Genomic DNA, 12,851 nt, shown 5'->3' with positions numbered 1-12,851 from the left:
TTGGCAGCACTTTTGTTTCATTCATCTCATGCTAACCGGCTCTAAGACATAAGCGGAGTAATCCGGTTTTCAACGAATGATCAGTGTAGGATAAACTAAAATCCCAACGATCAAGCTTCACTTTATAGCTGAAAAGCTGCCTATCGATTAGGAAGCTTTCATTAAACATCCGACCAAAGCATAGCTTTATTTTACTGGATTCGTCCTTAATCTTATACAATAACGCCCGAATTCTTTACTTATAATGATAAAGAAACGCCCACTTCAACACGGGAGTGAAGACAAGGAATAGTAAGTTTCAATTTATTGCAATTTTAGTAAATTGATACTGTTATCAATAATCTTCAAAATATGGTAAACTAAAACATATTGTTTGTAATAAAAATATAACCTTGGTAATAATATTGTAATATCGATTTCATTCCCTTGCACTTCTGTGGGTTACATCAGATTAGCAATCTACCTAACTGGAGGAATTTTATACTGATATGAAAAAAATATATATGTGGATCATCACTGCGACCATTGTTGTGTTAGCTGCTGGAGGGGCCATTTATGGATATATTTACAAGACTGCCAATCTATACAATGATACCTTCTATCCGCATGTGACAGTAGAAGGCCAAGACTTAACGAACAAAACAAAAGAAGAAGCAACAAAATTGCTTGCAGCTGTCACCGCTAAGCACGATTTAATTAAAGTGAATGTGAAGGTGGGTAATCAAACATTTACCACTTCCTTAAAAAATATAGGCGTCCAGTACGACACAAAACAAAAAATGGATCAAGCCTATTCCTTCGGCAAAAATGAGGGCTTACTGGCCCGATATAAACTCGCTAAAGAAAAAAAAGGAAAAGAATATCATTTAACGTACACAATCAATGAAAATCTCTTGAATAAATGGGTTGGAAATATCGAACAAAAAATGAAGAAAGCACCGCAGAATGCCAGCATTTCTATCCGAAACGGCTTTGTATCCATTAAGGATGACACGAAAGGTTATCAGATTAACCAAGATCAGCTACGGCAAGATTTGTCAGCAGCCCTGCAAAAAAACAACAAAGAAGATATAACAGTCGCAGCCCAGTTGCAGCAAGTACCGGCAAAAATCACAAAAGAAACATTAACGACAGTCCATAATGTCATCGGCAGTTTTACGACGAACTATACAACCGGTGCCAAGGAACTGAATAGAAACACAAATATAAAAATAGCAGCAGAGACCATTGACTCTTATTTATTGATGCCTGGCGAAAGCTTCAGCTTCAATGATTTTGTCGGAGACACAACGGCCGATAAAGGATATAAAGCAGCTGGAACCTATGAAGGGGGCAAGGTCGTAGAAAGCTATGGAGGCGGGGTTTGCCAAGTAAGCACCACACTGTACAACGCCATCATCAAAGCAGGCATCATCCCTAATAAACGCTATAACCATAGCATGACCGTAGGCTATGTGCCTGTCGGCCAAGACGCAGCTATCGCATTTCCCTATAAAGACTTGGAGTTTAGCAATCCATATCCCTTCCCTGTTTATATCGAGGGCGTTGTAGGACCGGGAACACTGACATTCAAAGTCTATTCATCCGCCAAGGCCAAACCGGCAAATGTCGATTACCGCCTGGACAGCTCAATTGTCAGCAAGACGCCTGATCATACCCAAAGTGTCACCTATCTAGAAACCCTCAAGAATGGCAAAATGATCGAGCGTAAAGTCATTAACAGAGACCATTATTTAGCGCATAAATAAAAACAAGCAGCCCCAGCTCAAAAATGGAGATGGGGTTTCTTCATTAGCTAGCTATTTTTTTGCAAGGCAGAGGAAATAAAAACGAATCATAAAATAACTCAGAAACAAATTTTTTTATATTCCAAGGTTATTTTTGTGCAAAACGGGTATTGAATAATGACAGGATAAAAGAAATAAACATCCTGTCGTGAAACATATACTGGTGGTTGGTTGCAAGCTTTTAGAAAAGGTCCATTTAAAGCATGCAGAAACACTTCTTTTCATCAGATACATGCGTTTTTGCCAGTAGCTGATGGTACTTTCCGGCAACGGCACACTTAGTGAAAAGCAAGATGTTTCGCCACGTATCTTTTTTCGTTTACACATTCTATGCTATTCAAGTAATGAAAACGGCCCAAACGATTGTACTTGTTCGGTGGCTGTTACGAAAAGACGGCACACCATGAACCAGTTCATTCCCGGGATGCAAGTTGTTGCAAGGCTACTTGATTAGATGGCGGCGGAAAAAGAGAGACAACTGAATAGAGAATAAGAGAAATAAACAAGCAGCCAAACCACCACTTTTCATACATATTTCCAAAGGATTCTTGATCAAGAATCCTTTTTTTAGTTCTCCCGGCACTCGTTCTATATGCACGATTAACCCCCATATTTCCAGAACTTAATCTAGTCTCCTTCGTTTTGCTTAATTTCCTGATTTCTTCTTCCCCAGCACTAGTTAATAGGCATTATTTATTATAATCCACGCTATTGCAACAAACATAATGCTGATTTTTCTCAAAAAAGTTGCATGCAGCAATTATGGCAAGGAAAACTCTATATTCACCGTGTAATTTTACTGAAAAGACATTCTATTTTAATTACTATATAATTTAACTATGCACCTTTGGCAGCCGGATCAGTATGTTGTTGACCTTGCATCAATAAACTCTGCATTTTAGCAAAAAGGAGAATCAACTATGAACCATTCCATCCATGAAATCTCTGCTTTATTATTGACTGAAAAAGAATCGATTACAGATGAAATCCTTAGAAAGACAATTAAAAAAAATCATTTGCATATCAATCATACCGAAATAGCCGACCATAAAAGAATGATCTGTTCATTGTTGACGAAAATCGGCAATTCACTGGTAACAGCCTCCGAGGAGATGCATACAGAAGCGGAGCATGAACAAGCAAGATTACATTTTCAAATTTACCCTCTTCCCTATACACTTAAATTATTGTCTTGGTTTAGAACTGCCCTTTTTGAAATATTGAGCAATAAATCCGATACCTTCCAATTACCAAAAGAACAAGTGATTGGGCTTATAGGGAAAATTCTTGATATATTCGATTCCGAAGCCCATAGTATCACCTATAACTCTATGATCTCCGAAAAAAGAATACTCAAGAATATGAAAAAGGAAATGAATGAATTGGCCGCACCTATCGTTCCCATCAGAACAGGCATAGCTGTGATGCCCCTGATCGGTGAACTACAGGAGGAACGGGCCAACTATATTACCACAGAAGTGTTGCCGAAAGTGGCGGGCATGGGAGTCGAAATATTGATTTTAGACTTTTCCGGCATCAAATCTTTCGATACATATGTTGCCCACCATCTCTTTCATATTTCAGATATCCTGCAGCTTTTGGGCATTGACACCATCATCACGGGAATCAATCCCCACTTGGCTCAGGTTGCCGTCCAACTTGGTATTGAAATCCGCATTAAGACGTATAAAAATGTCCAACAGGCTCTTGAAAAAATCCTGGCAAATCCAAATTAACAAAAGCGCCAATGAAAAATGGTGCTTTTTTCATTGGCGCTTTTCCCGCTCTCCACCCACTGAAATCAACTAAAAAATTCAAAAATACTTCACAGAAAACATACAAATATAAACTATCCTAAAGGTATCAAAACATCAAAAAAAAGCGAGCACTCATGAAAAAAATTTTTATCTCTTATTATACAATTTTATTACTAATAGCCACTCTCTCCATTTTCTTCACTTATATCTGTAATTCCCAGAAAAACATACACTATTTAACAAATGTATCAAACTACATTGTTAAAGAACATTCCCCTAAAAAAACCATTAGCAATCCTACTATTCAAATTAAAGAAAATACTATTAAAATTCGCTTCGATTTAAACAACAGATTCGAAAAAATGGATGCATTCTACCAATTTGCTGTGTTTGAATTTTTCACCAAGCACTTACGCTACCTATTATTTTCAGACTTTAAAAAATCAAAATTTGAAACATATGATTATGTTCTCTCAGCACATACTGAGCAGAATTCCTACGTGCATCGTAGTAAACTATCCAATAAACAATTGATTTACAGCAATGAAAGTTCATTATCCAAAAACCAAAAAGTCATCTACACATCTAATGAGTTTAAAAAACAACATAAAAAAATAGCTACTCTCTTCAAACGTGAAAAGATAAATGGATATGATGATTATGAAATATTCATATACGGCAGGAATTTTTTCAACACAATGACCAAAAACGGAAGATACTACAACCCTAAAATCGATAATCAGCTCGTCATAAATGCGGTCACCAAAAAGTTCGGCATCACCGTCGATGATTATGCACAGCTCCAAAAAAAATATTATATCCTTTATTAGCCGCTCCCGCCCATGGAAGTGCAGTCAGAATAAACAGGAGCTGATATCCGTTCCTGTTTATTCATAAATATTATCTTTTGCTAAATCTCGGAGCTTTTGAAGATTTTTAATATGAATGGAACCTTTTGCCCTTTCAATTACCTGCTCATTACACAATTTCTGAATCACCCTGTTTAAGTGTCTGTAACTAGTTCCGATCATATCGGCAATATCGGCTAAGCTTGAGTGTTTCATTTCTTCACGAAATACAGTTCCCTTGCTATCCGTCGAAATGGACAATAAATAACTGGCAAATCTTACTTCCACAGGATAAAGAACGTTGAACGTGGTGAAATTCGTCTTTGTCCTGAATTTATGTGAAATCGATTGAAGCAAGAAATAGAGAAAGCTTGGATTTTTTCCGATTGTTTCTTTTAAATAGTTGTATGGAATGCTTAGAACAAGACAATCAGTGATTGCTTCCACTGAAGTAATCGCATTTTCTTCATTTGCAAATTCAATATCCCCTAACATCGCAAAGGCTTTAAGAAATCGAATGATCAAACGTTTATCCTCAGCTGTTACTGTAAAGATTTTCACTTTTCCTTCCACAAGGAAAAGCATTTCCTGAAGGGGTTCACCTGCCGTTATCATCATTTCTCCTTTATCAAAACGGCAAAGTTTTATTTTATTTACATCCACTCGTGAAAAGTACTCATGTAACTGATTCGTTTCAAGATATGAATAAACCAATGATTGATTATCAATAATCTTCATCTTACTTCTTCCTCTTCTTTGATAATAACAGTCTGTCCCACCTATCAAAGTTAATAACCGCGAAACATCCATATTTTAATGGCAAAACTAAATAGCAAAAAGGACATATGTCCTTGTCTTCTCTTTTAAATGTAAGTACTATACTTAAGGCGAAAAAAGATGATTGCACATTACTATAGTTTTTCACCAGAATTATTTTCAGAAAGAGGGATTTTTTTGTTTGGCATTTTGCTTGGTATTATTGCAATTGCGTTATTAATAGGCGTTTCTTACTTATTATCTAACGACAAGAAAAACATTAATTTTCGAGCTGTCATTATTATGCTCGGCATTCAATTCGTTCTGACTTGGCTGCTACTCAAAACCACAATTGGCTTAAAGGTGATTGATACAATTGCCAGCGGTTTTAATAAATTGTTGGATTACGGAATGGAAGGCGTCAATTTCGTTGTAGGAGGATGGATTCCAGAAGGCGGATCACCATTCTTTATTAACGTACTGCTTATTCTTGTGTTTACATCGGCTTTCCTATCATTACTAACTCATTTGAGAATTCTTCCTTATATCATTAAATATGTAGGCGGATTATTATCGAAAGTTACCGGTTTACCGCACGTTGAAAGTTTCAACGCGGTCAATTCCATTTTCTTTGGACAAGCGGATGCTATTCTGGCCATTAAAACGCATATTAATAATCTAGATAAAAACCGATTATTCATCGTTTCCACTTCAGCGATGGCAAGTGTTTCAGCTGCGTTGATTGCCTCTTATATGGCAATGCTGCCAGCGAAGTTCGTATTGATTGCAGTCGTATTGAATGTGTTCAGCGCGTTAATATTGGCTTCTATCATCGCTCCTGTTAAAGTTTCTAAAGAAGAAGGGGCTATCGATATTAATGATATGATCCATACTAAAAATATCTTTGATGCTATCGGAAGCGGGGCGCTGGACGGCGGAAAGGTAGCTCTTATTGTAAGTGTTATGTTGATTGCGTATTTAGGCTTGCTTGCATTGATAAACGGATTGTTCACAAGCCTATTCGGAATGGATTTAACGACCATGGTTGGATATATCTTCTCACCAATCGCTTACTTGATGGGTATCCCTGGAAATGAAATGCTCACTGCCGGCTCTATCATGGGCACTAAGCTTTTGGCTAATGAATTTGCTGCAATCATGCAATTCCAGCCTCTTTTAGGTGAGCTGTCAGAAAAAACGGTGGCTATTCTGTCTACTTTCCTTATTTCTTTTGCTGCCATCGGTTCAGTTGGAATCGTGGGTGGAGCTGTACAAGCCATTAATGGAGCAAAAGGAAAAGAAGTTAGCGCATTTGGTTTAAAAATGCTGATGGTAGCAACTATGGCTTCCACTCTTTCTGCAACAATCGTCGGATTGTTTATCTAATCATTTGAATGATGGTTAAACTTCAAAACGGCATTCATCTTATATGGATGCCGTTTTTTCTTACTATGATGAATGAGATGATCATTGGCTTAGCCAATTTACAGCATGTAGATCGGAATAAAGTGGTAAAAATGCTGGAATAGAAACTTCAAAATGATAAAAATCGGTGGATCATATAATGAATTACGTGTAAAAGTAAATGAAACACAAGAAAATGAGTTGGATGAACCAACCTGAATTCTTAGCGCCAGGGATGTCTAAGAATATACAAAGACCTTTAAAGTACAGGTGAATTATCTTGGTTTGACAACAGAAAAAACACACCGTTATAAAAAAGCGATCCTTCATCACGAAGAACCGCTCCGTTTGCTGAATAGCGTAGTTTAATAACTTTCAACAATCATCCTCCCAAATGGTTAAACTTCTTAAGAATAACTCAAAGCCAGAAGCAAGTTCAATAATCTGTCCTTCTTCTGCATCAATAAATATGACAGGCGGCTCTTCTTCTGTATCTCTGTAGTCAAGAGCGACCCAGGAATGCCCACTCCCAGAAATTAATACGATATTGTTGGGCAATTCCCATTCTTCAATTAAATACGCACTCTCTAATATCCCGTTTTCTTCGCCAATCCCCAAAATATGATCTATGATGGGCGGGGGATGAACGTCCCTCAACGATCAACGGTTCACTTTATCGACTAACTAAAATGGTCATCACGTTCTTGGGCTTTTATGATGATAGATTGTATAAAAGCAGTTTTTGCTTGTGTATATGATCCTCTATCCGATCGGTATAGTTCCGCCAGTTCCTTTTTTAACAAGCTGTATTCTTTAAGCGCTACCTGATGGTTGCGTAGATAATCTCGGAACATTAGTTGCTTTTCCCATGCTTCCCCTTCAAACTCGTAAATATGCAAATGGTGTGTGCCTGCTCGCCATTTCCCTTTTCTAAAGAACCGTCTTTCCGGAAATGCTTCATGATGGACAAACTCATATCCTATTTGCTTCAAGGGCTCGATAAACTCATTTGCCTTTTCCAAGTCTTCAACACCCGCAGCCATATCGATAATCGGTTTGGATGCTAAACCTGGAACTGCCGTACTGCCTATATGTTCAACAGAGATTAATTTTCCGGGCAATAGATTGACCAGCTTTTCTTTTTCCTGTTCAAATTCGTTTGCCCACTCTATCTTATACGTTTCTATGATTATTGGCTTTTCCATTGCTCCACCCCACATATCTTAATAAAAATCGTACGAAAATTGACATTTAATCCACACGCCAACTTAACAAGCTGCGGGAAACAAAATAAGGCACGATCCCCCTACCTACAATTAGCGGAAAAAACACCTCGATCTATTGAGGTGTTTTTTCTTGGTTTATATTCGACATTTTTATGGCCAATCCTTCTTATTACCTTTCCTACAAAAAAGCCCCACCGAGGTTAATCGGTAGGCTTTCATATCTTATTCACTTAACGCTTCTGTTCTTTGTGCGCGGTTAGGGTCGAAATTGCCTTCCCATTTAGAAATAACAATGGCAGCCAGCGAGTTGCCCACCACGTTCACCACTGTTCGGCCCATATCGAGAATACGGTCGATTCCAGCAATAAAGGCCAAACCTTCAATAGGAATACCTACAGTGCCCAATGTGGCAAGAAGAACAACAAACGATACGCCCGGCACGCCAGCAATCCCTTTGGATGTAACCATTAGAGCAAGCAACAAAGATATTTGGGCTGTAATGCTTAAATCAATCCCATACATCTGGGCTATAAACATAGCCGCCAGTGCCTGATAGAGTGTGGATCCATCCAGGTTAAAGGAATAACCGGTTGGAATTACAAAAGAGGCTACGTGCTTAGGGCATCCTGCCTTCTCCATCTTTTCCATAATCTTCGGCAATACCGCTTCCGAACTGGCTGTCGAGAATGCAAGGATCATTTCTTCTTTAATTATTTTGATCAATTTGAACAAACTGAATCCGACAATCTTTCCGACTAAACCGAGCACAACCACTATGAAGAAAATCATTGTACCATATACGGAGAGGACTAGTTTTCCCAAAGGAATCAGAGAGGTTATGCCAAACTTTGAAACAGTGATCCCTATGAGGGCGAATACACCGAAAGGAGCAAATTTCATAACCTGGTTAGTGACATAAAACATGGTCGATGCGGTCCCTTCAAAGAAGGCCAACACAGGTTTTCCTTTTTCTCCGATGGCTGATACACCGAACCCAAAAATAAGGGAAAAGAAGATAATGGCCAACATATCGCCATTGGCAATGGCTGATATTGGATTAGAAGGAACTATGTTAACAATCGTATCTACGAAACTATGTGATTCTGTTTTTTCGGCCGTGTCCACATAACTGCCGATATCGGTTTGGCTTAAATGGTCCATTTCTACACCGACACCCGGCTTAAGGATATTCGCCGCCAGGATGCCTACAATGATCGCTATGGTGGTGACGATCTCAAAATAGATAATCGTCTTACCGCCGATTTTACCCAACTGTTTAATATCTCCGACGCCGGCAACGGCTACTATAATACTAGAGATTATAATCGGCACTACGATCATCTTAATTAAACGCAGGAAAATATCCCCAATCGGCTGTAGAAACGATGCGACCGTATCGCTTCCATAGAACACTGTACCAACAATAATACCGACGACAAGACCAATGAGAATTTGACTAGCTAAACTAATTCTTTTCATCTAACAACCTCACCTTCGTAAAAGTTCCTTGCTGTAAAAGCAATTAAATCGGTAAGGGAAAGATATTACCCGCCATCATGGTTATACTTCTACTGTACTCCAACAAACAAAGCAGAATAGCCCATTAGGCAAGCTGCAGGCTAGAATTGGAAAGATACCCCTTGTCCACTAATTAAATTTACCCCTAGTAGTATGCACTACAATATTCATTCCCCAATTTATTCCATAAAGAGTATAAAATAGAATATATTTTTAATGAAAAGTATATCAAAATTATTTCTGTTAATAAAGCAAAATAATTATATTCAATATCCTTATGGTGTTTACCGTTATTTTCTATACCATAGTAAGGGGCCATTTTAAACATAAATAAGAAGGAATTTTAATATAGTGTTAATGTCCCAAGACGTAAACCGACTATTTTTTTAGCAAATATGCAAATAAAATCTGATATAGCAGAGTAGTAATAGATTACGCATATAACTATCCTATTTTTACTCTACTCCAAAAGAATAATACATTTTCCATCCAACATTGGCTCCGTTTTTTCTGCTACTATATGCTTATTTTTACTGAAAGCGTGTTTTGCCATCCAAAAAATATCTCCATGCTTTTCAAACGCGGCCCAGACAAATCACTAATCTGATTTTTCGAATGGAAGCAATGCCCTGCTAATTTTTCGTTCATCCATAAAAAATTTTGCATATTGCCGAAAAATCATGTACATTCCATGTGCTAATCTTTAACGTTTTTAAACATATCGCTCCTGATTCCTGCCCTATGCATAAGCCGGCTTATAATGAAAGTAGCTGGCATGCCGGCCAAATACCGTTTGAAGGGCGTGAATGAAATGGAAAATGTCATTTTAAGTTATTTTAATATTGAAAGTGAAGCCTACCAGGCTATGTCTGAATTAAAAAAGCTGAGTACATTCGACAAAAAGATTGTCCTTTCACAGGTTGCTCTAATGAAAAAAGTGGATGGTGAAATATTGCTGAAAGATGGGTTTGATACGGGAAAACGGACAGCTGATGATACATGGAAAGGTGGATTAATCGGCGGATTAATTGGCATATTGGGCGGCCCTCTGGGCATTCTGCTGGGATTAGGCGTGGGTACCGTAATCGGCGCTTCATTGGATGCAGATGATATGGAGGAAGAAACCAGCCTTATTACATCGGTCAGCTCACGGATGCAGGATGGAGATGTAGCCTTGCTATCAGTTGTCCAGGAGGAGACAGAATCCTCTTATGATAGAGTGATGAAACCATTTGACGTCGTGACCATCCGTTATAATGCCGGTATGATCCAGGAAGAAGTAAATCATGCCAGAGAGGTGGAAAAAGATCTTCAAAAAAAAGCTAAGGCAAAAATGAGAGAAAAAAGATCTGAAGAACGGCATAGAAAAGTAGCAGAATACAAAGCAAAAATAAAGAGCGAATTCCAAGAACTGAAAGAAAAAAGAGGTTCTGAAAAATAATACAAAATCAAAAGGATCATCACGCGTTGTGGATGATCCTTTGACCCCCTTCTAACTGGAGCTAAGACTCCCACTTAAAAAGACGCGCTAAGACAAAGAAGTGTTAGTGGGAAATCGCGCCAATAAGAAGCCCATTGATCAACTAATGATCGGTAGAGAATAAATAAAAACCCCCTTAAAGTTTCACTTTATCATTTTTACTTATTAACAGGCTGCATGGTTATGGAAATAGTAACCGTACCGATATTTATCCCCGCCATCTTGATAGCCTGAGTGATCTTCTGAGGAATTGTTATCAGAATTATTATTTTCGATTACCTGGCTGACAACAGCAAGGTTTGCTCCACCGGCTTGAATCCAGTTCCCGATGGTATTGGTTACAGTGCTTTCTGTACTATTAGAAGGAAGCGTTCCGGCCAGAACCTGTAAACTCAAACCGACTATTTGAAGCAAATTGGCATACAATCCATATAGATTAGCCAAATTAGGCGTCTGCTCATATGAATAAACAAGGGCTAATCCTGTCCCCACTACCTGGACGGCATTTCCTTGCTGCAATAGCAGTTGCTGTAAAGCAGAACCTCGAGCAAATAAAAAATTAGCTGCGATTTCTTCGAGGTTCCCAGATGCAATCACGATATTGCCTATTTTATTTAATGAAAGCACTCGTTCATCATCAATTTGGATACCTGTTCCGGTAACCTGAAGGATATCGCCAATATTATCCATATCATATAATAGTGATTGGCTCAGAAATGGAATAGGCGTATTTCCGATTGCTGAAAGAATTGTACCAATTGCTTCAATCGTTAAAGCAAAAAGCGTGGATTCCGTAACTGTTTCATTGATCACCATTTTGAATCACCTTGGGTATATTGTATACAAAAAAACAGGCAACCGTTCAGGGAATCTGCAGATGATTTAAACCGTCCTAAAAGGATACAGGACTTTACTGACGTCTGGCCTTCAACCGGGCCCTCTCTTACATGCATTGATGTGGTTATTTATGATTGCTTCATATTCATCCTTAGAAATCAGGAATTTGTCTATAACTGCATCCCTGATTAACCAGTTATCCATACCAGGAACATAATCCGTTCCATTCTTGGTTATAACCTTATAGAGGCGGATCGTATAATCTAAAATATGTTCAGATTCTGCTTCCACGTTTTCTTTATTCTTGTTCTTGTTCTTGACCAGCAGCTTTTCTAAACCCTTTCCCACCATTTTCCCATTATATATATACTGAGGTTTATCCAAGTCTTGTGGACGGAAATATTCATATCTGTCTTGTTTCCATTTAGCCGATATCCTGATGTTCTCAGAGAATTTAGAAGGCAAATTCAAACTTTTAGCCATATGGGCCATATGTAACTGGAAACTTTCAAGCATGAAGAATTTCTCGGTTGCTTCCAAGTTGTTAAAAGCATCGTTGGCCGAAAACATAATCACACTTTTATCTTTGTAAAACACCGTGTTTACATCCTCTATGTATGGCTGAAAATAATGCCGGTTTACAACGACTGTGACAGCATCATTAAAAACCTCCATTATTTTAAATTGCTTTGCTACAGAAAAGTAGAAACTAGATATGACTGATATAAAGATGATGATCAAAAACAACTTTTTCATTTCAAAAATTTCCTTTACGGCATATTTCTTATCCATCATATCGAATAAATGTGTAAAAATTGTGGACCACTTCTGTCATTCTTACTACAAAATTAAAAAATTCATTAGCTAAGGCAAAAAGGGATAGACCCCTGTGGAAAGCGGGCATCTTGGAGTACTCTACCAACTCAGCTTCCCTCTTTTATAAAAACAACCTATTTGATGCTCAACAGAGCTTGCTTATTGCATAGCAAGGGCAGCAACCGTTTCTTTGCTCAACCCTTTTACAAAACAAATCCAACACTACTCCACCACTCTCGGACAAGTCGCAAATCTTCTTCCTTCCCTATTCTCTTTATTGACTATTATTAAAGATGGTTTTTAATTCAAATGTTCAGGTGAAAACATGCTGGCTGAAGCGCTGTTTTACTTCTATTTCTACATATAAACAAAAACGCCATTCAATTAAAAAGATCAATCAAAATACTTGAAAGTCAAAAAAG

The 12,851-nt window shown here is 38.0% G+C and carries 10 protein-coding genes and 2 pseudogenes; 6 read left to right on the top strand and 6 right to left on the bottom strand.

Annotation, left to right across the window (positions count from 1 at the left end; all coding sequences use genetic code 11):
- The first annotated feature begins 488 nt into the window (after positions 1-488).
- From BN1765_RS06970 to BN1765_RS19975, 3 genes are all read left to right on the top strand, one after another.
- Positions 489-1,748 (top strand): VanW family protein, encoded by a 1,260-nt coding sequence (locus tag BN1765_RS06970; RefSeq protein ID WP_050614435.1) that lies wholly within the window; start codon positions 489-491, stop codon positions 1,746-1,748.
- A gap of 959 nt (positions 1,749-2,707) precedes the next feature.
- The gene (locus tag BN1765_RS06965; RefSeq protein WP_050614434.1) at positions 2,708-3,523 is read left to right on the top strand and encodes an STAS domain-containing protein; all 816 of its coding nucleotides are present in this window, start codon (positions 2,708-2,710) and stop codon (positions 3,521-3,523) included.
- A 521-nt stretch (positions 3,524-4,044) separates the two neighbouring features.
- Positions 4,045-4,374 (top strand): hypothetical protein, encoded by a 330-nt coding sequence (locus tag BN1765_RS19975; protein ID WP_147554163.1) that lies wholly within the window; start codon positions 4,045-4,047, stop codon positions 4,372-4,374.
- A 57-nt stretch (positions 4,375-4,431) separates the two neighbouring features.
- Here BN1765_RS19975 and BN1765_RS06955 read toward each other — a convergent pair whose 3' ends face one another.
- Positions 4,432-5,130 carry a Crp/Fnr family transcriptional regulator gene (locus tag BN1765_RS06955; protein ID WP_050614432.1) on the bottom strand — a complete coding sequence of 233 codons (699 nt, stop codon included), beginning with the start codon at positions 5,128-5,130 and terminating at the stop codon, positions 4,432-4,434.
- A 216-nt stretch (positions 5,131-5,346) separates the two neighbouring features.
- Here BN1765_RS06955 and BN1765_RS06950 point away from each other — a divergent pair, with 216 nt between their 5' ends.
- Positions 5,347-6,534, top strand: coding sequence for a NupC/NupG family nucleoside CNT transporter (locus BN1765_RS06950; RefSeq protein ID WP_050616698.1), 1,188 nt, complete (start codon positions 5,347-5,349; stop codon positions 6,532-6,534).
- 393 nt (positions 6,535-6,927) lie between these two features.
- Here BN1765_RS06950 and BN1765_RS06945 read toward each other — a convergent pair.
- The 3 genes and pseudogenes from BN1765_RS06945 to BN1765_RS06935 all read right to left on the bottom strand — a co-directional run.
- A pseudogene (locus tag BN1765_RS06945) lies at positions 6,928-7,155 on the bottom strand (SMI1/KNR4 family protein); the annotation flags it as partial.
- A 77-nt stretch (positions 7,156-7,232) separates the two neighbouring features.
- Positions 7,233-7,757, bottom strand: coding sequence for a GrpB family protein (locus BN1765_RS06940; protein WP_050614430.1), 525 nt, complete (start codon positions 7,755-7,757; stop codon positions 7,233-7,235).
- Positions 7,758-8,000: 243 nt separating this feature from the next.
- Entirely contained in the window at positions 8,001-9,257 is a 1,257-nt protein-coding gene (locus BN1765_RS06935) for a cation:dicarboxylate symporter family transporter (protein WP_050614429.1), read from the bottom strand.
- 799 nt (positions 9,258-10,056) lie between these two features.
- On the opposite strand from BN1765_RS06935, the gene BN1765_RS06930 reads away from it, so the two are divergent.
- Positions 10,057-10,737 (top strand): DUF1269 domain-containing protein, encoded by a 681-nt coding sequence (locus BN1765_RS06930; RefSeq protein WP_050614428.1) that lies wholly within the window; start codon positions 10,057-10,059, stop codon positions 10,735-10,737.
- Positions 10,738-10,941: 204 nt separating this feature from the next.
- Here the strand turns inward: BN1765_RS06930 and BN1765_RS06925 are convergent, their stop codons facing one another.
- Both BN1765_RS06925 and BN1765_RS06920 read right to left on the bottom strand, forming a co-directional pair.
- Positions 10,942-11,592 carry a DUF6944 family repetitive protein gene (locus BN1765_RS06925; RefSeq protein ID WP_050614427.1) on the bottom strand — a complete coding sequence of 217 codons (651 nt, stop codon included), beginning with the start codon at positions 11,590-11,592 and terminating at the stop codon, positions 10,942-10,944.
- 111 nt (positions 11,593-11,703) lie between these two features.
- A complete protein-coding gene (locus BN1765_RS06920) occupies positions 11,704-12,369 on the bottom strand; it encodes a hypothetical protein (protein WP_147554162.1) in 666 nt (221 codons plus the stop codon).
- A 205-nt stretch (positions 12,370-12,574) separates the two neighbouring features.
- On the opposite strand from BN1765_RS06920, the pseudogene BN1765_RS20395 reads away from it, so the two are divergent.
- Positions 12,575-12,685: pseudogene (locus BN1765_RS20395) on the top strand (cupin domain-containing protein); the annotation flags it as partial.
- Between the last annotated feature and the right edge of the window lie 166 nt (positions 12,686-12,851).

This window comes from Bacillus testis (genome assembly GCF_001243895.1).
In the GTDB taxonomy this organism is placed as follows: Bacteria; Bacillota; Bacilli; order Bacillales; family DSM-1321; genus Bacillus_AD; species Bacillus_AD testis.
The sequence above is the reverse complement of the archived record's forward strand: the minus strand, read 5'-3'. Positions and strand labels throughout refer to the sequence as shown.